This is a genomic window from Rahnella woolbedingensis (genome assembly GCF_003602095.1).
GTDB classification, from domain to species: domain Bacteria; phylum Pseudomonadota; class Gammaproteobacteria; order Enterobacterales; family Enterobacteriaceae; genus Rahnella; species Rahnella woolbedingensis.
The window spans coordinates 83505-105846 of record NZ_RAHH01000007.1 but is presented as its reverse complement, the minus strand read 5'-3'; the positions used below and the strand labels follow the sequence as shown (position 1 = coordinate 105846).

General features: G+C 54.0%; 20 protein-coding genes. 16 read left to right on the top strand and 4 right to left on the bottom strand.

The features are described 5' to 3' along the window. The first annotated feature begins 12 nt into the window (after positions 1 to 12). Positions 13 to 780 (top strand): phospholipid-binding lipoprotein MlaA, encoded by a 768-nt coding sequence (mlaA, locus tag D6C13_RS07380; protein ID WP_120132149.1) that lies wholly within the window; start codon positions 13 to 15, stop codon positions 778 to 780. A gap of 112 nt (positions 781 to 892) precedes the next feature. Here mlaA and fadL read toward each other — a convergent pair whose 3' ends face one another. After that, entirely contained in the window at positions 893 to 2170 is a 1278-nt protein-coding gene (gene fadL, locus D6C13_RS07375; RefSeq protein ID WP_120132148.1) for a long-chain fatty acid transporter FadL, read from the bottom strand. Between the two features lie 417 nt (positions 2171 to 2587). Between fadL and D6C13_RS07370 the strand changes: the two genes are divergently transcribed. The 4 genes from D6C13_RS07370 (at position 2588) to sixA (ending at position 7553) form a co-directional block, all read left to right on the top strand. Then, on the top strand, positions 2588 to 2920 hold the full coding sequence (locus D6C13_RS07370) for a YfcZ/YiiS family protein (RefSeq protein WP_120132147.1): 333 nt from the start codon (positions 2588 to 2590) through the stop codon (positions 2918 to 2920). A 204-nt stretch (positions 2921 to 3124) separates the two neighbouring features. Then, entirely contained in the window at positions 3125 to 4438 is a 1314-nt protein-coding gene (gene fadI, locus D6C13_RS07365) for an acetyl-CoA C-acyltransferase FadI (RefSeq protein ID WP_120132146.1), read from the top strand. Continuing rightward, complete coding sequence (gene fadJ / locus D6C13_RS07360; protein ID WP_120132145.1) at positions 4435 to 6648, top strand: fatty acid oxidation complex subunit alpha FadJ; 2214 nt, start codon at positions 4435 to 4437, stop codon at positions 6646 to 6648. Before fadI ends, fadJ begins: the two co-directional genes overlap by 4 nt. Before the next feature lie 416 nt (positions 6649 to 7064). Next, positions 7065 to 7553, top strand: coding sequence for a phosphohistidine phosphatase SixA (gene sixA / locus D6C13_RS07355; RefSeq protein WP_120132144.1), 489 nt, complete (start codon positions 7065 to 7067; stop codon positions 7551 to 7553). A 259-nt stretch (positions 7554 to 7812) separates the two neighbouring features. Here the strand turns inward: sixA and smrB are convergent, their stop codons facing one another. Then, complete coding sequence (smrB, locus tag D6C13_RS07350; protein ID WP_120132246.1) at positions 7813 to 8352, bottom strand: endonuclease SmrB; 540 nt, start codon at positions 8350 to 8352, stop codon at positions 7813 to 7815. Positions 8353 to 8555: 203 nt separating this feature from the next. Here smrB and prmB point away from each other — a divergent pair, with 203 nt between their 5' ends. From prmB to D6C13_RS07320, 6 genes are all read left to right on the top strand, one after another. After that, entirely contained in the window at positions 8556 to 9488 is a 933-nt protein-coding gene (prmB, locus tag D6C13_RS07345; protein ID WP_120132143.1) for a 50S ribosomal protein L3 N(5)-glutamine methyltransferase, read from the top strand. A gap of 82 nt (positions 9489 to 9570) precedes the next feature. After that, entirely contained in the window at positions 9571 to 10656 is a 1086-nt protein-coding gene (aroC, locus tag D6C13_RS07340; RefSeq protein WP_120132142.1) for a chorismate synthase, read from the top strand. Positions 10657 to 10663: 7 nt separating this feature from the next. Next, the gene (gene mepA, locus D6C13_RS07335) at positions 10664 to 11515 is read left to right on the top strand and encodes a penicillin-insensitive murein endopeptidase (protein ID WP_167457994.1); all 852 of its coding nucleotides are present in this window, start codon (positions 10664 to 10666) and stop codon (positions 11513 to 11515) included. 45 nt (positions 11516 to 11560) lie between these two features. Next, positions 11561 to 12361, top strand: a complete 801-nt coding sequence (locus tag D6C13_RS07330; protein WP_120132141.1) for a sulfite exporter TauE/SafE family protein — start codon at positions 11561 to 11563, stop codon at positions 12359 to 12361. A 99-nt stretch (positions 12362 to 12460) separates the two neighbouring features. Beyond that, positions 12461 to 13018, top strand: a complete 558-nt coding sequence (locus D6C13_RS07325; RefSeq protein ID WP_120132244.1) for an elongation factor P hydroxylase — start codon at positions 12461 to 12463, stop codon at positions 13016 to 13018. A gap of 24 nt (positions 13019 to 13042) precedes the next feature. Further along, positions 13043 to 13321 (top strand): YfcL family protein, encoded by a 279-nt coding sequence (locus tag D6C13_RS07320; protein ID WP_120132140.1) that lies wholly within the window; start codon positions 13043 to 13045, stop codon positions 13319 to 13321. 74 nt (positions 13322 to 13395) lie between these two features. Here the strand turns inward: D6C13_RS07320 and mnmC are convergent, their stop codons facing one another. Next, on the bottom strand, positions 13396 to 15438 hold the full coding sequence (gene mnmC / locus D6C13_RS07315) for a bifunctional tRNA (5-methylaminomethyl-2-thiouridine)(34)-methyltransferase MnmC2/FAD-dependent 5-carboxymethylaminomethyl-2-thiouridine(34) oxidoreductase MnmC1 (RefSeq protein ID WP_120132139.1): 2043 nt from the start codon (positions 15436 to 15438) through the stop codon (positions 13396 to 13398). Positions 15439 to 15607: 169 nt separating this feature from the next. On the opposite strand from mnmC, the gene fabB reads away from it, so the two are divergent. The 4 genes from fabB (at position 15608) to D6C13_RS07295 (ending at position 20304) form a co-directional block, all read left to right on the top strand. Further along, positions 15608 to 16828: a beta-ketoacyl-ACP synthase I gene (fabB, locus tag D6C13_RS07310; RefSeq protein WP_095922883.1), complete on the top strand. Its 1221-nt coding sequence runs from the start codon at positions 15608 to 15610 to the stop codon at positions 16826 to 16828. A 132-nt stretch (positions 16829 to 16960) separates the two neighbouring features. Then, positions 16961 to 17440 (top strand): DUF2946 domain-containing protein, encoded by a 480-nt coding sequence (locus D6C13_RS07305; protein WP_120132138.1) that lies wholly within the window; start codon positions 16961 to 16963, stop codon positions 17438 to 17440. Positions 17441 to 17525: 85 nt separating this feature from the next. Further along, positions 17526 to 19001 carry a PepSY-associated TM helix domain-containing protein gene (locus tag D6C13_RS07300; RefSeq protein WP_120132137.1) on the top strand — a complete coding sequence of 492 codons (1476 nt, stop codon included), beginning with the start codon at positions 17526 to 17528 and terminating at the stop codon, positions 18999 to 19001. Between the two features lie 175 nt (positions 19002 to 19176). Then, positions 19177 to 20304: an SLC13 family permease gene (locus tag D6C13_RS07295; protein ID WP_120132136.1), complete on the top strand. Its 1128-nt coding sequence runs from the start codon at positions 19177 to 19179 to the stop codon at positions 20302 to 20304. On the opposite strand, the gene pdxR is transcribed toward D6C13_RS07295, so the two are convergent. Continuing rightward, on the bottom strand, positions 20297 to 21775 hold the full coding sequence (pdxR, locus tag D6C13_RS07290) for a MocR-like pyridoxine biosynthesis transcription factor PdxR (RefSeq protein WP_120132135.1): 1479 nt from the start codon (positions 21773 to 21775) through the stop codon (positions 20297 to 20299). The genes D6C13_RS07295 and pdxR overlap by 8 nt on opposite strands. Before the next feature lie 100 nt (positions 21776 to 21875). Here pdxR and D6C13_RS07285 point away from each other — a divergent pair, with 100 nt between their 5' ends. Next, positions 21876 to 22331, top strand: coding sequence for a rhodanese-like domain-containing protein (locus D6C13_RS07285; RefSeq protein WP_120132134.1), 456 nt, complete (start codon positions 21876 to 21878; stop codon positions 22329 to 22331). The last annotated feature ends 11 nt before the right edge of the window (positions 22332 to 22342 follow it).

Below are 22342 nucleotides of genomic sequence, written 5' to 3'. Positions count from 1 at the left end.
AGGGAGATATCCATGAACTTACGCCTGACTGGGCTGGCGTTTGCGACAGTTTTGCTGGTCGGTTGTGCCGGCACGTCCGGATCATCGGACAGCGAACCAAAAGGACGTTCTGATCCGCTGGAAGGTTTCAACCGTGCAATGTTCGACTTCAACTATAACTATATGGATCCGTACCTTGTGCGGCCTGTTGCCGTCGCATGGCGGGATTACGTGCCACAACCGGCGCGTAACGGGACCAGTAACTTCCTTAGCAACCTCGATGAACCCGCCAGCATGGTCAACTCCTTGCTTAAAGGTGATCCGTACCGTGCAGCGATTCACTTCAACCGCTTCTTCCTGAATACACTTCTCGGGATGGGCGGTCTGATCGACGTGGCCGGTATGGCGAACCCGAAATTGGCGCGCGAAGAAGCGCAGGGCTTCGGCAGTACGCTCGGTCATTACGGTGTCGGTTACGGTCCGTATGTGGTTCTGCCAGGTTACGGCAGCGCGACGGTGCGTGATGAAGGTGGCGACCTGGTGGATGATTTATATCCGATGCTCAGCTATCTGACGTTCTGGATGTCAGCCGGTAAATGGGTGCTGGAAGGCGTCGAAACCCGTGCAGAATTGCTCGATTCCGATGGCCTGATCCGTAACTCCTCTGATCCGTATCTGTTTATCCGTGAAGCTTATTTCCAGCATCACGATTTCCTGGCAAAAGGCGGTCAGCTGACGCCACAGGAAAACCCGAATGCGGCATTGATTCAGGGCGACCTGAAAGATATCGACTCGGAATAACGTTTCATGAGACATAAAAAAAGCGCCTTTCGGCGCTTTTTTCATCTCTGACTTCTGCGAATTCAGTGCATCAGCAGCGGTAATCAGTTCATCAGAAGTGATAGTCAGTTCATCAGAAATTATAGTTAAAGTTCGCGCCGTACAGCATTGCGGTCCCTTTAGCCTGGAATTCATAGTTCGGAACGCCGTTCGCCACTTTCTCGCTGATATTGACGGTCTGACCGTGCATATAGGAGATACCGACGTCAACGGAAGCATCTTTGTTGAAGGCGTAAGTGGTACCGGCGGACACCCAGAAGCGGTCCTGATCCGGGATTGAAATGGTGCGGTTATCTGCCGGAACCGGGCTATCATCGAAGGCAACACCGGTACGGAAGGTCCAGTTCTCATCGTAGTAATACGTGGTACCCAACGCGATGCGGTATGCGTCATGGTAGCCTTCATCTTTCTGGAATAAGGTCTGGCCGTTAGTGCCGGTAGCTTTCAACTCCTGGAACTGGCTCCAGCTGGTATAGGCCAGGCTGTAATGAACCGCCCATTTTGGCGCTACGCGGTTATAACCGGACAATTCCCACATTTCTGGCAGGTTCAGGGTTAACGCGCCCGGAACGGTCTGACCGCCGGTGCCGCCCAGAACCTGAGGAAGGTTGCTGCGGTATTCGCCGTCAAAGTCGACTTTCACTTCTGAACGATAGGTAAAGCCGTAACGGTTGTTATCATCCACTTCATAGAGGATACCCGCGTTCCAGCCATAGCCCCATTCGTTGCCTTTAAGCTTGGCGGCTTCGGTATCTGAAGGAACCTGACCACCGGTTTTCAGTGGTAACAGCTCACCGGCTGTGCGGGTGATTTTTGCTTTCGCGTAGACGGCATCAAAGCCCACACCGAAGCTGAAATTCTGGTTCAAACGGTAAGCAACACTTAAGTTAGTGTTGATTGTCGTCAGATCGGTTTCCCCGCCAATCGGGCCAGCCGGGTAATTATCGTTAAATTCTGTCGCCAGACCGTAGTTAGACGTTGCGGATGCGCCGATCGCCCACTGATCATCCAGCGGCATAATAAAGTGAATATTTGGGACCCACTGGCTTGGTGCGATGTTATTCGCATCTGTACTTGCGCCAGTGACCGGTGATTTGCCGGTGATGTTTACGTCAGGATCGACGTAGATTGCGCCCATAGAAAACGCCGGGCGGTTAAACATGGTCATGGTTGCCGGGTTGCGGCTACCGGACGCTGCTGTGTCAGCGATGGCACCTTCGCCGGAGAAGGAACGGCCTAAACCAGCGGCAGTGTATTCATTTAACTGAAAACCTGCTGCGTATACGTTGGAGGAAACAATTGCCACTGCAGCTGCCAGAGCTGATTTTTTTAACAGGTTTTTCTGGTTCATGACCAAAACCTCAATTTTATGTTTTTTATCAAACAATGTTACATCAAGTAACAATGAGCGCGGGATTGTAGGGTTCGTTAGCAGTCTGACAAATCAGACCAGTGAGCGAAGTATAGGTCTGACCTGTGGTGTAGTTGCAATGATGTTTCATTGATATTTATAAAATGATGCGAGAAATTGGATCCACTTAACAAAAAACCAACAATAAAAGTTCAATTAAGAAACGCTAAAGTGAGAACGATGACTTACTTTTAATCGATTACTTACATATACGTGATCTGGATCACTCCAAAGGCACATATTAAGTAAGTGCTAGTGTGTTGTCAGAACGGTGGCGTAAAATGCAGGCTGGAAATAAAACTTTATTCGCAAACAGGCCAGACGGTGGACGTTGCCGTTGATGCCGAGGAGAAAATTATGTCTGACGTAACCATGTCCTCTAAATCCACCCAACCTCTGCACTCCATCAACAAATGCGGCGCTGAAGAAACTGCGGCTTGCTGCTGTGTTGATGTGGGTACCATCATGGACAACACCGATTGCACCGCTTCTTACAGCCGCGTTTTTGAAAACGAAGCACAGGCCAAAGAAACGCTGGAAGCCCTGACTGAACGCGCACGTGGCGTTGAATCTGAGCCATGCGAAATCAAAAGCCGTATGGAAAAAGTGGATGGCGGCGTTGAGCTGAACATCGATTTCACTTTCAGCTGCCAGGCAGAAACCATGATCTTCCAGCTCGCGCTGCGCTAATCCCTGCTTTGTCAGAAATACCGCTTATCTAAGCGGTATTTTTTTGCCTGAAATTCCTTCCTGCTTCGTTTCTTCTTGTTCTGATTCTAAAAAATTTGCAGTTGCTCTCACTTCATAGCCTTTCGCTTTGCCAAATGTAAATACATAGTTAAAACTGAGTTATCAGGTCTGACCTCTTAAGACCCTATTTCTTCAGGAGCTTGTATGAACAAAGTCATTCCACTGGTCACGCGTGAAGGGGATCGCATTGCGATTGTCGATGGTTTGCGCACGCCATTCGCCAAACAGGCCACCGCCTATCACGGCATCCCCGCTGTGGATCTGGGCAAAATAGTGGTCAGTGAATTACTGGCGAAAAGTGGGATCGACCCGAAGGTCATCGATCAGCTGGTATTCGGTCAGGTGGTGCAGATGCCGGAAGCGCCAAACATTGCACGCGAAATCGTGCTCGGCACCGGTATGAATGTCTCCACTGACGCTTATAGCGTATCGCGTGCCTGCGCCACCAGTTTTCAGGCCGTCGCCAACGTCGCGGAAAGCATTATGAGCGGCACCATCAGCGTAGGCATTGCGGGCGGAGCCGATTCCTCTTCGGTACTGCCGATTGGCGTCAGCAAACGCCTCGCCCGTGCGCTGGTGGATGTCAATAAAGCGCGCACTTTGTCGCAGCGTCTGTCCATTTTCAGCAAACTAAAACTGCGCGACCTGATGCCGGTACCGCCTGCGGTGGCTGAGTATTCCACCGGCCTGCGCATGGGTGATACCGCTGAACAGATGGCGAAAAGCCATAATATTTCCCGCCAGCAGCAGGATGAACTCGCGCACCGTTCGCACACCCTGGCGGCAGAGGCGTGGGAACAGGGCTATCTGAATTCTCAGGTAATGGCCGCACAGATCCCGCCTTACCGTGAAGTGCTGCAAAAAGACAACAACATCCGCCTGAATTCCGAAATCGGGCAATACGCCAAATTGCGTCCGGCATTTGATCGCAAGCATGGCACTGTGACCGCCGCGACCAGCACGCCGCTGACCGACGGCGCGGCAGCGGTATTAATGATGAGTGAATCGCGGGCGCGTGAGCTCGGTCTGGAACCGCTCGGCTACCTGAAAAGTTTTGCGTTTGCCGCCATCGACGTCTGGGAAGACATGCTTCTCGGGCCCGCTTACGCGACGCCGCTGGCGCTGGATCGTGCAGGACTGACGCTGGGGGATTTAGATCTTATCGATATGCACGAAGCGTTCGCGGCGCAGACGCTGGCGAATATCAAAATGTTAGCCAGTGATGAATTTGCCCGCGAAAAACTCGGGCGCAGTCAGGCAGTTGGTGAAATAGACTGGGATAAATTTAACGTTCTGGGCGGTTCTCTGGCCTACGGGCACCCTTTTGCCGCTACCGGCGCGCGAATGATTACGCAGACATTGCACGAATTACGCCGTCGTGGCGGAAAATACGGGCTGACAACGGCCTGTGCCGCCGGTGGTCTGGGCGCAGCGATGATCCTGGAGGCAGCGCAATGAGAGACAATATGGAAAACCCAAACATTCCGGAAATCATTCCGGCAGAACCGGTTTCTGCTTTCTCACTGATGTTTACAGCGGAGCATGTCGGAATTATCACCATCGACGTTCCCGGCGAGAAAGTGAATACCCTAAAGGCTGAATTTGCAGAGCAAATCTGTACCATTTTGCAAAAAACCCAGCAATATCCGAATCTGAAAGGGCTGGTACTGGTTTCCGGCAAATCCGACTCTTTTATTGCGGGTGCGGATATCACCATGATATCGGGCTGCAAGACCGCGGCTGAAGCCAGCAATCTGGCGCAAAAAGGTCAGACGGTGATGTCGCAGATTGCCTCATTTCCAGTCCCCGTCGTTGCTGCCATCCACGGCGCCTGTCTGGGCGGCGGACTTGAGCTGGCGCTGGCGTGCCATTCGCGCGTCTGTTCGCTTGATGACAAAACGCAACTTGGCCTGCCGGAAGTCCAGCTTGGCTTGCTGCCGGGTTCTGGCGGGACGCAGCGTCTGCCGCGCTTAATCGGCGCGACGAAAGCGCTGGATATGATGTTAACCGGTCGGAGCATTCGCGCGAAACAGGCGCTGAGAATGGGGCTGGTAGATGACGCCGTTCCTTATTCTATTTTGCTGCAAACCGCGCTTGAGCGCGTAGCGAAAGGGCGTAAGTCACGTCCGCCGTTACCGTGGCAGGCGCGGCTGGCCGGTGGCCCGCTGGGTAAAAGTGTACTGTTCCATTTTGTACGTAAACAGACGCGGGCCAAAACGCACGGAAATTATCCGGCGACCGAAAAGATTATTGATGTGGTGAAAACCGGTCTCGATCAGGGCAGCGGTAACGGCTATCAGGCCGAAGCCAAAGCCTTTGGTGAACTGGTGATGACGCCGGAATCCGCAGCATTGCGCGGCCTGTTTTTCGCCTCCACCGCGCTGAAAAAAGAAAAGGGTGGCGATGCGCAACCGCTGCCGGTGCGGCGCGTCGGTATTCTGGGTGGCGGGCTGATGGGCGGTGGTATCGCCAACGTGACCGCGACCAAAGCCGGTTTGCCGGTGCGCATCAAAGACATCAATCAGGAAGGCATCCGTCATGCGCTGAAATACAGCTGGGATTTGCTGGAGAAAAAGGTACGCAGCCGCAGGCTGACCCGCAACGAGCAGCAACGGCAGATGATGCTGATTTCCGGCACCACGGATTACAGCGGCTTTGCGCAGATTGATATCGTGGTGGAAGCAGTCTTTGAAGACTTATCGCTCAAACAGTCGATGGTGGCGGAAATCGAGAAAAATGCCGCTCCGCACACTATCTTTGCTTCAAATACCTCTTCACTGCCCATCCATAAGATTGCAGAGCAGGCCAGCCGGCCTGAACAGGTGATCGGCCTGCACTATTTTAGTCCGGTGGATAAAATGCCGCTGGTGGAAGTCATTCCCCATGCGGGAACCAGTGCGCAGACCATTTCGACCACCGTTTCCCTGGCGAAGAAACAGGGGAAAACAGCGATTGTAGTGGGCGACAGCGCCGGATTCTATGTAAACCGCATTCTTGCACCTTATATCAATGAGGCGGCGCGCTGTCTGCTGGCCGGAGAACCTGTCGATCACATCGATAAAGCGCTGGTGAATTTCGGATTCCCGGTCGGGCCGATACAGTTGCTGGATGAGGTCGGTATCGATGTCGGCACGAAAATCAGCCCGATTCTGGTAGAGGCGTTTGGCGAGCGTTTCGCCGCGCCATCAGGTTTTGATGCGGTGCTGAAAGACGATCGTAAAGGGCGTAAGAACGGCAAAGGTTTCTATCTTTACGGGCAAAAAGGCCGCGCGTCGAAACAGAAACAGGTCGATCCCACGATTTACCGGTTGCTGAACGTGACGCCGAAAGCGCAGCTGTCAGAAGAAGACATCGCGCAGCGCTGCGTCATGCTGATGCTTAACGAAGCGGTGCGTTGTCTGGATGAGCAGGTTATCCGCAGTGCGCGGGATGGCGACCTGGGTGCGGTGTTTGGTATCGGCTTCCCGCCATTCAGGGGGGGGCCGTTCCGTTACATCGATACACTCGGTGCAGCGAACATGGTGAAAACGCTGGAACAGCTGGCGCAGCGCTATGGCGAACATTTCAAGCCTTGCGAAGGGCTGGTACGCCGGGCGGAGCAGGGTGAGTATTGTTTTCCGGCAGAAGGTCTGGCAGGCGAAGTAAGCGAAAAGGTCAGCAAAGTGTGACTGCTGTCACTGCTTATTTCTGAGTTTCGCGGGAATCTGGAATAGATCCTGCTTGTGGCCAGCCGAAGGCCTGCGGGATCTTTTTTATGGTGGGACTGACTTTGTACAGAAACGATCCCAACCGGTTGATCTACAACCCGAGTGGTTAAATAATCGCCTGAGCAGTTTACAAGCAGTAAGTGTTGGTGTAAAAAACAGCGTTTTCTTTACGTGAACTTTCAGGCAAAATGCCCGACCGCTGATACTTACCATGCAAAGCATGTGGGCACAGCCGGTTAAGTGGATGTACTGCCTTACAGCTATCTTGTAATGAGAAAGGTCATTTGAAACATGATGAAAAACAGCTGGGCAATGGGTAATACAGCACGCACGGCGTTTCTGTATAGCGCTATTTTTGTTAACAAAAGCGGTGCAATATGCAAGTTGTAATTATGCGTCACGGTGATGCAGTTCTCGAAGCTGCAAGCGATTCAGTTCGCCCGTTAAGCGAATGCGGATGTGACGAATCAGTACATATGGCGGCCTGGCTTAATGGCCGTGGTGTCAAAATTGATCGCGTTCTGGTCAGTCCGTACCTGCGTGCGCAGCAGACGCTTGAAAAAGTTCGCCAGTGTCTGTCTCTGCCTGAAAACGTAGATATTGATGTTCTCAAGGAACTGACGCCGGGCGGTGATCCTGCTCTGGTCGCCAGTGAGCTGCAACATCTGGCGCTGACCGGCGTCAGCGCTGTGCTGGTGGTATCCCATCTGCCACTGGTCGGTTATCTGGTTGCAGAACTGTGTCCGGGCGTTTGTCCGCCGATGTTTGCCACCTCAGCCATGGCCAGCGTCGAGCTGAACGGTGAAACCGGGCAAGGCACTTTTGACTGGCAGTTCAGCCCGTGCCAGGTGATGGCCAAAGTATAATCCCTGTCATACTTCGCATTGCAGATGCGTTGGCTGCGATAAATTACCCGAATCGCTTACCTGAGTAAGCTTATCGGGATCATTTTTCTTGCCGCGTTACTCAGCCTGCGGCTTCGCCCCTGAAGGGGCCGCTGCAAGCAGGTTTAGTCCTGCAATTCGAATTTTTTAGGGGATCTGTTCTGAGACAGACAGCTCAGCGACAGACAAAAGAAAGGCACAGCTCCGGCTGTGCCTTTCTCGTTTCTGAAATCGGGTGGGTTCAGCTGATTTTGTCGTCCAGTTCCACCAGCACCAGCAGGGCAGCGGTGCCGCCGAGTTCTTTCGGTGCCTGATGGAAGGCTTCGACGTCAGGATGCTGCGCCAGCCATAAAGGCGTTTGTTGCTTGAGAATATGTTTGCCGTGACCGTGCATGACGCAGGCGCAATGCACATGCTCGCGGCGGCAGGCGGCGATCAGCGCGCCCAGTTCCTGTTTGGCTTCTTTCTGTGTTAACCCGTGTAAATCGAGAAACAGCTCGGGTGAATAATCCCCGCGGCGTAATTTTTTCAATTCAAAATGGCTGACATCAGGGCGGATATGCCTGACCGGTCCCTCTTCCTGCAACATCGGCTGGAATTCATCAGAAAAATAATAACTCGCGTCCACCTGCTCCTGAATCAGCTTTTTAGGTGATAACTCTGCCACCTTTTTTCGCCGGGGGCGGTGCGTAATTGTATCGTTTTTCAGGCGCTTGACGCCCGGTACAGCCTCGCGGAATAACGCGGTTTCTTCCGGGCTGAGCAGGTGCTTTTTCTTCATCATTTCATCGTCATTTTCGCTCAATAAACACAGTGTACCTTCCGCCGCCCTGCGGTTTAAAGAAAACTCAGGGTTAAATTCTTCGAGACTTCGCGCAAGTGCGTTGACTAGCTGCTGATTTGTGGCGGGCTTCGTGGCAAACTATGCGGCAAATAATGGGTTAAACGTCTGTTAAAAACCCGTGCACTGCCTGGAGAATAAAATTGGACAAAATTTTCGTCGACGAAGCCGTCAGTGAACTGCATACCATTCAGGATATGCTGCGCTGGACCGTCAGCCGCCTGAACGCGGCCAATGTCTATTACGGTCACGGCACCGATAACCCGTGGGACGAAGCAGTGCAGCTGGTTTTGCCAAGCGTGTTTTTGCCGCTGGACATTCCTGAGGATATGCACACCGCGCGTCTGACTTCCAGCGAGCGCCACCTCATCGTTGAGCGCGTGATCCGCCGCGTCAACGAACGTGTTCCGGTCGCCTATCTGACCAACAAAGCCTGGTTCTGCGACATGGAGTTTTATGTCGATGAGCGCGTTCTGGTGCCACGTTCGCCGATTGGTGAGCTTATCAACAACCGCTTCGAAGGGATTTTGCAGGATAAGCCGCAGCACATTCTCGATATGTGTACCGGCAGTGGCTGTATCGCTATTGCCTGTGCTTACGCATTCCCTGAAACCGAAGTGGATGCGGTAGACATTTCTGCCGATGCGCTGGCCGTGGCCGAGCGCAATATCGACACGCACGGCATCGAAAACTGGGTGACGCCAATCCGCTCCGACCTGTTCCGCGAATTGCCTGCGTTGCAGTACGACCTGATCGTGACGAATCCGCCGTATGTCGATGAAGAAGACATGTCTGACCTGCCGCAGGAATATCGCCACGAGCCGGTTCTGGGTCTGGCTTCCGGCAGCGATGGTCTGAAACTGACCCGTCGCATTCTGGCCTGTGCGCCGGATTACCTGACCGATAACGGTGTGCTGATCTGCGAAGTAGGCAACAGTATGGTGCATCTGATGGATCAATATCCTGAGATCCCGTTCACCTGGCTTGAATTTGAAAACGGCGGCGACGGTGTCTTTATGCTAACTAAACAGCAGCTGGTCGATTGCGCCGAAGAATTCCGCGCATACCGCGACTGATTTACCCGTCATCGCTGACAATCATGACCGGTGCTATGCCGGTCATTCAAAAATCACTCTACATAATGGTTAAGGAGCCGTGATGGCAGGGAACAGTATTGGGCAGTTTTTCCGCGTCACTACTTTTGGCGAATCCCACGGTGTGGCACTGGGCTGTATTATTGACGGCGTGCCGCCGGGCATTGCGCTGACCGAAGCAGACCTGCAACATGACCTCGACCGTCGTCGTCCGGGCACGTCGCGCTATACCACTCAACGCCGCGAAGCCGACGAAGTGAAAATTCTCTCCGGCGTCTTTGAAGGCGTGACCACCGGCACCAGCATCGGTCTGATTATCCAGAACACCGACCAGCGTTCGCAGGATTACAGCGCAATCAAAGACGTATTCCGTCCGGGACATGCCGATTACACCTACGAGCAAAAATACGGCGTGCGCGATTACCGTGGTGGTGGCCGTTCTTCTGCCCGTGAAACCGCGATGCGCGTAGCCGCTGGCGCAGTTGCCAAGAAATACCTGCTGGAAAAATTCGGCGTGAAAGTGCGTGGTTATATGTCCCAGATGGGCGATATCACCTGCGAACTGAAAGACTGGGATCTGGTCGAAACCAACCCGTTCTTCTGCCCGGATGAAAGCAAACTGGAAGTGCTGGACGAACTGATGCGCGCGCTGAAAAAAGAAGGCGATTCGATTGGTGCCAAAATCACTGTCGTGGCAGATCACGTGCCGGTTGGTCTTGGTGAACCGGTGTTTGACCGTCTGGATGCCGACCTGGCGCACGCGCTGATGAGCATTAACGCGGTCAAAGGTGTGGAAATTGGCGACGGCTTTGCGGTTGTTACCAAACGCGGCAGCGAAAATCGTGACGAAATCACCCCGAACGGTTTCGAAAGTAACCATGCGGGCGGCATTCTCGGCGGGATCAGCAGCGGGCAGCCGGTTGTAGCCCATCTGGCGCTGAAACCCACTTCCAGCATCACCGTTCCGGGACGCACTATCAACCGTGAAGGCGAGCAGGTCGAGATGATCACCAAAGGCCGTCATGATCCCTGCGTCGGGATCCGCGCCGTGCCGATTGCCGAAGCGATGATGGCGATCGTGCTGATGGATCACTTATTGCGTCAGCGCGCCCAGAACGGCGACGTCAATTCTTCCGTACCACGCTGGTAAGCCACAGATGAAAACCTTACGCACAAATCCGGCGATAAAAGCCGTCTGCGGCAGTCTTCTGGCGCTGGCGCTTTGCGCACCTGCTCTGGCGGCAACGCCATGGCAGAAAATCACCCAGCCCATCTCGGGCACGCCTGAAGCCATCGGCAGCTATGCCAACGGTTGTCAGGTGGGCGCTCAGCCATTGCCGCTGAACTCACCGGATTATCAGGTGATGCGCACCGATCAGCGTCGTTATTTCGGGCAGCCGGATTTACTGGCATTTATCTCCCGTCTTGGCACTCAGGCGCAGCAAAAAGGTCTGGGCACCATGCTGGTCGGTGATATGGCGATGCCCGCCGGTGGTCGTTTCAGCAGCGGTCATGCCAGCCATCAGTCAGGGCTGGATGTGGATATCTGGCTGCAACTGCCACGCCAGCGCTGGAGCGAGCAGATGCTGCTAAAACCACAGCCTATCGACCTGGTGAGTGCGAACGGTAAATCCATAGTGCCGAGCCAGTGGCAGCCGCGTATCGAAACGCTGATCAAAATGGCCGCGCAGGATAAAGAAGTCGTGCGAATTTTTGTCAATCCGGCCATCAAGCAACAGCTTTGCCTGGATGCGGGAACGGATCGCGAATGGCTGCATAAAGTGCGTCCGTGGTTTGGTCATCGCGCACATATGCACGTTCGTCTGCGTTGTCCGGTCGGTAATCTCGAGTGTGAAAATCAGGCACCGCCGCCTCCGGGTGATGGTTGTGGCGCTGAGCTGCAAAGCTGGTTCCTGCCGCCGAAACCGGGCAGCGGAACCTCTGTGAAAAAAGCGCCGCCTCCGTTGCCGCCGTCTTGTCAGGCGTTGTTGGATAAACACGTTCTTTAACAGGTTTCACTCACTCTTCGCCACGCATAGCGAGCTGACAGAAAAATGGACTGGTTGATTGTTGCCCCGTGGGTTTTGGTTGTTTTATTTTTCGTTGCACTGTTTGCCGGTTTCATTGATTCCATCGCAGGTGGCGGCGGGCTGATCAGCCTGCCAGCGCTGCTCGCGGCGGGGGTTCCGCCAGCACAGGCGATTGCGACCAATAAATTGTCGTCGATTGGCGGATCCTTTTCGGCCAGCCTGTACTTTGTGCGGCGTGGTGTGGTGGATCTTAACGATCAAAAGCTCAATATCGCCTGTACCTTTATCGGTTCGGTGATTGGCGCGATCCTTATCCAGCACATGCGCGCAGATATGCTGCGTCAGGTGTTGCCGCTGCTGATCATCTGCATCGGTTTATATTTTTTACTGACGCCGAGACTGGGTGAAAGTGACCGGGCAAGACGTTTAAATGCGTTGCCGTATGCGCTGGTGGGCGGCGGTTGCGTCGGTTTCTATGACGGCTTTTTCGGTCCCGGTGCAGGGTCTTTCTACGCGCTGGCTTTCGTGACGTTATGCGGGTTTAACCTGGCAAAAGCCACGGCACATGCGAAAGTCCTGAATTTCACCTCAAACCTGGGTGGCCTGATCTTCTTTATACTGGGCGGCAAAGTGATTTGGGTGCTGGGATTTGTCATGGCGGCCGGGCAATTTATCGGCGCGCGACTTGGCGCACGCATGGTGCTGACCAAAGGCCAGAAGATGATCCGCCCGATGGTGGTCGCTGTTTCTGTGGTGATGAGCTGCAAACTGATTTATGACAATCATGGTGCCGAAATCCATCAATGGTTAAGCCTGCATTTATAATCTCAGGAGCAGCAAAATGCTTGCCTGAGGTCATGAAATCGGGTGTTTAAACAAGGGTATATTGTCGCCCTTTCTCACTTACTGAGTTTCACAGCTTTTATGTCTGATTCGACTGCAACACATAACTATCATCAATTGATCGACATCTTTGATTCCTGTTTCTTTGAGGAATTCAACGTTCGCCTTGTGAAAGGCGACGACGAACCGATCTATCTGCCTGCTGATGAACAAGAGCCGTTTAACCGCATTGTGTTCGCACACGGTTATTACGCCAGCGGCATGCATGAGATTTCCCACTGGTGCGTGGCCGGTGCTGAACGCCATAAGCGGGTGGATTTCGGCTACTGGTACTGCCCGGACGGTCGTGACGCACAAACGCAAAGTGAATTTGAGAAAGTGGAAATCAAACCGCAATCTTACGAATGGTTGTTCTGCGCAGCGGCAGGCTTTAATTTCAACGTCAGCTGCGACAATCTGAGCGGCGATTGCGAGCCGGATCGCGTGGGTTTCCAGAACAAAGTGCGAGAAGAAGTACTGCGTATGCTGGAGCAGGGCATTCCGGAAAGACCGGCGCGCTTTATTAAAGCGTTACAATCATTTTACAATACGGCTCCTTTGACGCCTGCAGATTTCCCTGCCTTGCAGCCGGTCGAATAAGCACTGAACACGAGAGGAAGAGTAATGATCGCAGAATTTGAAACGCGGATTTTAACGCTGATCGACGACATGGTCGAAAGCGCCAGCGACGATGAGTTATTTGCCAGTGGCTATCTGCGAGGCCACCTGACCGTCGCCGTGGCAGAAGCGGAAGAAAATGGTGAGCACACCGCCGAAGCACTGAAAATCCGTGTTCAGGAGGGTTTGAATAAAGCTATTCAGGCCGGTGAGCTTTCACCGCGCGATCAGGCTTTAGTGCAGGGGATGTGGGAAAATCTGTACCAGGCTTCCCTGCCAAAATAATCTCTGTTTCAGTAAAAAAAAGCGCAGCGACGGTTTCACCGGCTGCGCTTTTTTATTGCCTGAGGAAGGGCGGATTAATGCGATTCGACCGGACGGCCTTTCAGCAGTTTTCTGACCCACATGCGGTTCGGATTGAGTGCCGCCAGCGTTTCACTGTCCAGAGGTATTGGCTCACCGGCAATCTGCGCGGCCAGAATTTCTGCACCGAGCGGCGCGGAGCTCAGCCCGCGTGAACCGAGCGCACCAAACAGGAACAGATTTTCGTAATGCGGTGCCGCAGCGACCGGGCGGTGACGCTGAATATCCAGATCCAGCTTTTTATAGCTTTCCAGCAGCGCGTCGTAATCAGACACAGAGCCTATCATCGGCAGGTGATCCCGCGTTGCACAACGCACACCGTTGCGCGCTTGGCATTCACTGACATCCACGTCATGCGGCCATTGCTGCTCCGGCAGGCAGTTGATCAGGCGCTGGCGGTTTTCCTGCTGATCGTCGTCACGATAATCCGTACATTTATCTGCGCGGTGATAGCTTGCGCCAATGCAATGATGCTGGTTTTGCACACTGACCGGCGTCATATAACCGTCGTAGCACAGCACCTGTTTCAGCTTGCTCAGCGCCGGTGTGGTGGGAATATGAGAAACCTGACCGCTGACCGCGTAAACCGGCAATTTTTCAGTCTGGCTGAAATCCGTAATATCCGCGCCGTTCGCCAGTACTACCGCCTGATGACGGGCCGTATGGTCATCGGCAAAGGTCAGTGTCCATTGTGAATCTGCGTCAAAATCTAATGCAGTCACGCGCTGGCGATAATGCACCGTTAACCCCTGTGCTTCGCCCAGATTAATCAGCGATGCGGTCAGTTCTGCCGGGCACAGCCATGCACCGAGCGGATAGGTCACGCCGCCGCTGCCGCACGGTAATCCGCATAACGCTTCCACATCTTCTTCACTCAGTCCTTTTGCCAGTTCTTCCGGCCAGCCACTGCTGAGTATGCCGTCGATTTTGCCCTGGCTTTTTTCGTCATAGCCGAGCTGCGTTACGCCGCTCCAGCCGTGATCGAAAGGAACACCCAGTTTTTCAAGCTGTGCATACTGACGGCGGGCGAAAGTGAAGGCGTGCGCGAAAAAGTGTTCCAGCGTGTCGCCACGGCCATTGAGCAGCGGATACACCGCGCCCTGACGGTTACCGGAAGCGCCGAGCGCCGGTTTTTCATCAGCACAGTACAGCGTCACCGAATAGCCACGGCGAAGCAGCGCGAGGGATAATACAGCGCTGGCGACACCGCCGCCTGACACCGCAAATTCTGTGGCATTTTTCGCCGCCGGACGCACATACCACGGCGCGGGATGAGGTACGTCAATTCCTGCTGGCCTTTCTGCTGGTATAAAGCCAGCCAACATATGTCGTTTTTCGCCGAACCCCGGCACTTTACCGATGTCGAAACCGGCATCCTGCAATCCACGGCGCACGAAACCGGCCACCGTAAATGTCGCAAAGGTACCTTGCGGACGGGTCATTTTTGCCATGGAACGGAATAACTCTTCGGTCCACATGTCGGGGTTTTTGGAAGGCGCGAAGCCATCAAGAAACCAGGCATCGACCTGCTGATTCATACTGGTGTCACATGCCGGAAGCAGGGTAGTCACATCGCCGAACCACAGGTCGAGCGTGATGCGCCCGCCCGCCAGTAACAGGCGATGGCAGCCGGAAAAGGCCATCGGCCATTGCTCGCAAAGTTGCTCTGAATACGCAGCAAGTTCGGGCCATTGCTTATGCGCTGTTGCGAGATCCCGGGCGGACAGCGGGAATTTTTCGTAGCTGATGAAATGCAGGCGTTGCAGCGTGGCATCAGGGCTTTCGGCGTGAAACGCATCGAAGGCCTGCCACAGCGACAAAAAGTTCAAACCGGTGCCAAAGCCGGTCTCCGCGATAATACACAGCGGACGAGGGTGGGCGGCAAAACGCGCCGGAAAATGGTTGCCATTGAGAAATACATGACGGGTTTCCAGCAGGCCGCTCTGATTGGAAAAATAGACGTCATCAAAATGTCGGGAAACAGGTGTACCCTGTTCGTTCCAGCTTAATTCAGCGGGCGTGATCGGGTTATGGCTCACGTGAAACTCTCTCAGTTCAAGGCGATGCCGGAGTTTAACGCTGCGCCTGACCCTGCGCAAATTTACCACGATTTACATAAGGAATTGCTGATCGGACTTGTTCGGCGTACAACTGTACGCTAGAGTGCGTGACGAAATCCCAAATGGTGAATAGTACAAGAGGTATTAAATGAAACGTGCAGTGATTACTGGCCTGGGTATCATCTCGAGCATCGGTAACAACAAGCAGGAAGTTCTTGCATCTCTGCAGGAAGGTCGCTCTGGGATCACTTTCTCGCAAGAGCTGAAAGATGCCGGGATGCGTAGTCACGTCTGGGGTGATGTCAAATTAGACACCGCAGGCCTTATCGATCGTAAGATTGTGCGTTTCATGAGTGATGCTTCGATCTACGCTTACCTTTCCATGCAACAGGCGATTGAAGACTCCGGTCTGACCCCTGAAATGGTTTCCAACGAACGTACCGGCCTGATTGCCGGTTCCGGCGGCGGTTCTCCACGCAACCAGGTTGCGGGTTCTGACGGTATGCGTGCCAAAGGCCTGCGCGGCGTGGGTCCTTACATGGTGACCAAAGCGATGGCATCCGGCGTTTCTGCCTGCCTCGCCACTCCGTTTAAAATTCGCGGTGTTAACTATTCCATCAGTTCTGCCTGCGCCACCTCTGCACACTGCATCGGTAACGCGGTAGAAATGATCCAACTGGGCAAACAGGACGTTGTGTTTGCAGGCGGCGGTGAAGAACTGTGCTGGGAAATGGCGTGTGAATTCGACGCGATGGGCGCACTGTCCACCAGCTACAACGAAACGCCAGACAAAGCTTCCCGTACCTACGACAAAGCGCGCGACGGTTTCGTTATCGCAGGCGGCGGCGGTATGGTTGTTGTGGAAGAGCTGGAACATGCTCTGGCACGTGGCGCACACATCTACGCAGAAATCGTTGGCTACGGCGCAACGTCTGACGGCGCAGACATGGTAGCGCCATCTGGCGAAGGCGCAGTGCGTTGCATGAAAATGGCAATGAACGGCGTGGATACCCCAATCGATTACGTAAACGTGCACGGAACTTCTACTCCGGTCGGCGACGTGAAAGAACTGGGCGCTATCCGTGAAGTGTTCGGCGATAAAACTCCGGCGCTGTCTTCTACCAAAGCCATGACCGGTCACTCCCTGGGTGCCGCAGGCGTTCAGGAAGCCATCTACACCTTGCTGATGGCTGAACACGGCTTCATCGCGCCAAGCATCAACATCGAAAACCTCGATGAGCAGGCAGAAGGCATGGACATCATCACTAAACCGACTCAGCGCGAGCTGACGACGGTGATGTCCAACAGCTTCGGCTTCGGTGGCACCAACGCCACGCTGGTAATGCGTAAGCTGAAAAACGACAAATAATTCCCGTCGTTAAATCTTTATCCAAAAGCCCGTTTAATACGGGCTTTTTTGCGTCTGTCATTTATCCCTTCTGTTCTATTTCAACATTTCAGGTACAATTTCGCCGCTTCTTATTTTCACCTTGTTGACATAATGCTCTCACTCAGACACATCCATCATCGACATCTGCATGTTCCGGCCTGGCTCGGAATTGTGGCGATCCTGATGTTGTTTATTGCGCCGGTGATTTCTAAATCGCTGGTGGCTGAGGGTGCGCAGCATATGATGATGCCCGGCATGATGATGTCCGATATGGACATGCCGGACGCAGAGATGGCGGGTATGGAGTTGTCAGGCCATCACGCATCATCGATGGAACATTGTCAGAAGCAAACCTGTAAATCAGCGCCGCAGGATGCTGTGAAAGCCATGCTTTCCGGTGACATGAGCGATGCTGCGTGCGGTTATTGCGTGCTGCTGGTGCACTTACCGATGCTCGATTTACAGGCGATGCCAATGCAGTGGTCGCTGGATTTTTCCAGCCGTACCCCTCCGCGCGCTGTCATACAACGTCTGATCCCTTCACTGTTCTTCACGGATTCCCAACCCCGCGCACCGCCTGTTTTTCTGTAACTGCCTCTGAATCATATTTTTCAAGTTAACCGCGATTGTTATCGCTGTTGACGGCGTGCTATTTGAAATTCAGGAAATCAGCTTTATGAATCAACCTGCAAACCTGCCAGCCAGCGCGGGTAAAAAACTGCCTGCACAGGCAGCCTTTCTGGCATTGCTGCGCCGTGTGCATTTCTATATCGGTCTGTTCGTCGGCCCGTTCATTTTTGTCGCGGCACTCACCGGCACGTTATATGTGCTGACCCCCCAGTTCGAAAATTATCTCTATGCCGATGCGTTATTTACCTCGTCAAAAGGCGAAGCGCAGCCGCTTTCGCGACAGATTGATGCGGCGCTAAACGTTACCGGTCAGGATAAACAGATTTACGCGGTCCGACCGGCACCATCAGCGGGGGAAACTACGCGGGTAATGTTTTCAGACCCGCACCTCGGGGCATCCAAAAGCCGCGCAATTTTCATCGATCCGGTAACGCTGGCGGTGAAAGGTGACATGACGGTGTATGGCACCAGCGGCATTTTGCCTTTCCGCACCTGGCTGGATGATTTGCATCGCGGCCTGTTGCTGGGCGATGCGGGGCGTGTTTACAGCGAACTCGCCGCGTCATGGCTTTGGGTGGCGGCGCTTGGCGGCGTCATCCTCTGGCTGACCAGCCGCAAATCCCGTACGCCGCGCAAAGTAATTGAGAACATTGAGAAACAGCAGCGCAGTCGCCGCTGGCACAGCACGCTCGGCCTGATATTGCTGGCCGGATTGCTGTTCTTCTCGGCGACCGGTCTGACCTGGTCGCAATGGGCGGGCGACAATATTGGCGTGTTACGTGCTTATATGGGCTGGATGACGCCGGCGGTGAAGACCAATCTAGACCCGCTGGCAGAGGCGGTGCCGGCCGACGAACATGCAGAACATCATGCGCAGATGGCTGATATGCCAGATATGCCGGAAATGGACATGTCCGAACACGCGATGCCTGCTGCTCCGCAGGCCGCCACGGTTTCAGCTTCGGCATTTGATGCCGTGGTTCAGGCTGCGCGTGAATCGGGTATAGAGGCACATAAAATCGAAATTCGTCCGGCTTATACCACTGGTAAAGCCTGGACGGTGACCGAAGTCGACCGCAGTTGGCCGACGCAGGTGGATGCCGTGTCCGTTGACCCCGGCTCATTGCAGATTGTCGATCACGTGCGTTTTGCTGATTTCCCGCTGCTGGCTAAACTGACGCGCTGGGGCGTGGATGCACATATGGGGATCCTGTTCGGCGTCTGGAATCAGGCCATTCTGGTAATTTTTGGTACCGGGCTTTGCGTGATGATTGCCTGGGGATATCGCCTGTGGTGGCTGCGCAGAACTGTCAGCAGTGACGGTAATAATCCGGCCGTCACCCTGCTGCAAACCTGGAAATCCGTGCCGTTCAGCCTGCAATGCCCGATTTTTGTCATCACCCTCGGGCTGGCGATTTCATTGCCGGTGATGGGCGCGAGTCTGGTGATTTTCCTGCTGATTGATGTGTTCCGCTGGCAGAAAAACAGACGTGCAGTGAAAGTCGTTTCTGCGGTCAGTTAACCCTGCACAGAAGTGACATGAAATAATTTATTTGCGGGACGTTTCGCAACGTGATGACGGGGCTCTGTATGAGCCTCGTTTTTTTTGCGCGATGCCTCGGGGAAAACACTTTTGCAGTGGCAGAGGTTCGATTCTTCGGGTAACGTCAGCGCATCTTATTCAGCGAAGAATAAACATGTTGATAGCGGCGTTAGGCACGGTAGGTAAACCCTTTTTACGTGACAAATTTCTGCACCTTTTGGTTCTGCTGGGCGTCATTCTGACGCTGTTTCAGCCTGCAAAAATCACCCAATTTCCGCAGTTTGTTGACTGGGACACTATCGTCACGCTGCTGGGATTACTGATGCTGACCAAAGGCGTTGAAGTCAGTGGCTATTTTGATTTTGTTGGCCGCAAGATGATTAACGCCATCGATAATGAACGCAGGCTGGCGCTGTTTCTGGTGATGGCGGCGGCGGTGCTTTCCACGTTTATGACTAACGACGTGGCGCTGTTCATCGTTATTCCGCTGACGATCACGCTGAAAAAACTGACGTCACTGCCGGTGACGAGACTGATCATATTTGAAGCGCTGGCGGTGAATGCCGGTTCACTGCTCACGCCCATCGGCAACCCGCAGAACATCCTGCTGTGGAATAAGTCAGGTTTGTCGTTTTTGCATTTCATCGGGCAGATGGCACCGCTGGCGTTAATCACGCTGGTCGCGCTGCTGGTGGTTACCTGGTTTTGTTTCCCCTCGCACAGCCTGAAAAAGCTGGAAAGCAATCAGGGCTATCCGTTCCAGAAACGCTTACTGGTTTGCTGCGTGGCGCTGTATGCGGTGTTTATCGCCTGTGTGGATCTGGAGCTGGCGCTGTATGGCTTACTGGCGGTGATTTTGTGTTTCCTGCTGCTGGCGCGGGACGTATTGCTGCGCATCGACTGGCCGCTGATCCTGGTATTCATCGTGATGTTTATCGATGTGCGCCTGATTGTGGGCTTACCGGCTTTACAGCCCGCGTTCGCACAGATTCAAGGTTTGCCGGATTACGGACATTATCTGCTCAGCATCGGACTTTCTCAGGTGATCAGCAACGTACCGGCGACAATTCTGATGATCAACTATCTGCCTTCCGGCGCGTTGCTGGCTTACGCCGTGAATGCCGGCGGTTTCGGCCTGGCGATTGGATCGCTGGCAAATCTGATCGCGCTGCGCATGGCGAATGACAAAAAGATCTGGCTCAGATTTCATTATTACTCCTTCCCGTTTCTGCTGTTCAGTGGCGTGGCGGGCTGGCTGCTGCTGGCGCTGTTCGCTAAATAGCGGATATCTTCAGCGGGGCCAGACGGTTCACGGCAGCGGTGATTTCAGCAGGCGTTAATGCCGAGAACCCCAGCAACCAGCCGTCCTGATGCTGGCCGGAATTGCCGAGAAATAACGGTGAAAGGCGCGGGGTTTCAATGCCAGCCTGTGCGGCGAGCGTGCTGAAATATTGCTCCTGTCCGGCAGGAAGGTGAGCGGCAAGCTGTAATCCACCAGCAGCCACTTGCGGAGTGAGCCACTCAATTTTCTGTCTGATTTGCAAAAGCAGGTGGTCGCGGCGGCTGTGGTAAAGCTGTCGGGATAAACGCAGGTGTGAGGCGAAATGTCCGGCCTGCATGAATTCAGCGGTAACGGCCTGCATCAGCTGTGAAGAATGACCATCACTGACTGTGCGCAGTGTGACCATCGGCGTGACGAGGGCGGGCGGTAATACCATGTAGGCCAGCCGTAAAGACGGGAATAACACTTTCGAAAAAGTGCCGAGATAAATGACCTGCTGATGTTTATCCAGCCCCTGCATGGCAGGCAGCGGTCGCCCGTCATAATGCAGTTCGCTGTCGTAATCGTCTTCGACTATCCAGCAGCCGTGACGCTTTGCATAGTCGAGCAGATGCAGACGGCGTGGCAAACTCAGGCTGACACCGGTCGGATAATGATGCGAAGGCGTCAGATATATCAGGCGCGGCACAGGTAAATCGGGCTCCGGCGCCATTCCTTCCCCATCCACCGGAACAGCGCAAATGTCGGCTCCGGCACTGGCAAAAGCGTTTCGTGCGCCTAAATAACCGGGCTGTTCAATCCAGACGGTATCTTCAGGGTCGACAAGCAGCATTGCCAGCAACTGAAGCGCCTGCTGCGAACTGGTCGTAATGAGGATTTGTTCCGGGCTGCACAGTACGCCTCTGGATTGCTGCAAGTAGCTGGCAACCGCTTCGCGCAGAGGCCGATATCCCTGCGGATCGCCATATCCCAGCAATTTTTCGCCCTGAATCCGCAGTTGCCTGCTGGTGATCTGTTTCCAGATTTTCAGCGGGAAAGCACGCAGGTCAGGGGAACCTGCGGCGAACGCCACCGGTGACAGAGGATCGCGGCATCCGCCAGTGGTGACCATTTTTTGTCCCCGTGCGGACAGTCTTGAAAGCCCCGCCTGGGGGGTTTTATTGCTGCGCGATACGCTGGCGTGCGGCAACGAAGTGCTGACGAAAGTGCCTCTGCCGGTCTGTCGCTGCAAATATCCCTCGGCTTCGACCTGAGCATAAGCGGCTTCTACCGTGACGCGTGACAATTTGAGGTCGTTTGCCAGAATCCGGGAAGAGGGCAGTCTTTCCCCGCTCGCGAGTGCACCGGTCATCATTGCCTGTCGCAACGCCGCACACAGTCTGTCCCGTAAACCTGTGGAGGATCCTGAGGCAGTGGCCGCCGTGTTTTCGAAAAGCGTAATCAGTGCTGATGGCCGAAGTTGCGCTGGCATAATGGGTCTTAGGGTTGGCAGATAATTGGCATTAATCATAAGACCAAAAACAGCGATGATGGAACTGTTTTCAGTCACGTCACTTTATGAGGAAGCGTTTATGCAACAAGAGTCTTATGTTTTGGGATTTACCCCCCCGTCACCGGAAATCAGCGCTGCGTATCTGCTGTCGAAACTGAGTTTTTACACCGATGCCGCTGATGTCGCTGCGGATTTACAAAACGCTGTCAGCGGGATTGTGGTTATTGATACCCGTTCTGCTGAACATTATGCGCGCGGTCATGTACCGGGCTCGGTCAGTTTTCCACATAAACAGATGACGGCAGAAAGTACCCGTGAACTCAGTAAAGAGGTGGTGTATGTGACGTACTGCGATGGGATCGGATGCAACGGTTCGACGCAGGGCGCGTACAAACTGGCGAAACTGGGATTCAGGGTGAAGGAAATGATTGGCGGGCTGGACTTTTGGATCCGCGATCAGCACCCGCTGGCTGTGGGTGAAGAACGCGGAAACTATGCAAAAGCGCTGGCACCGGATGATTGTGGCTGCGCCTGATGTTTTGCTGC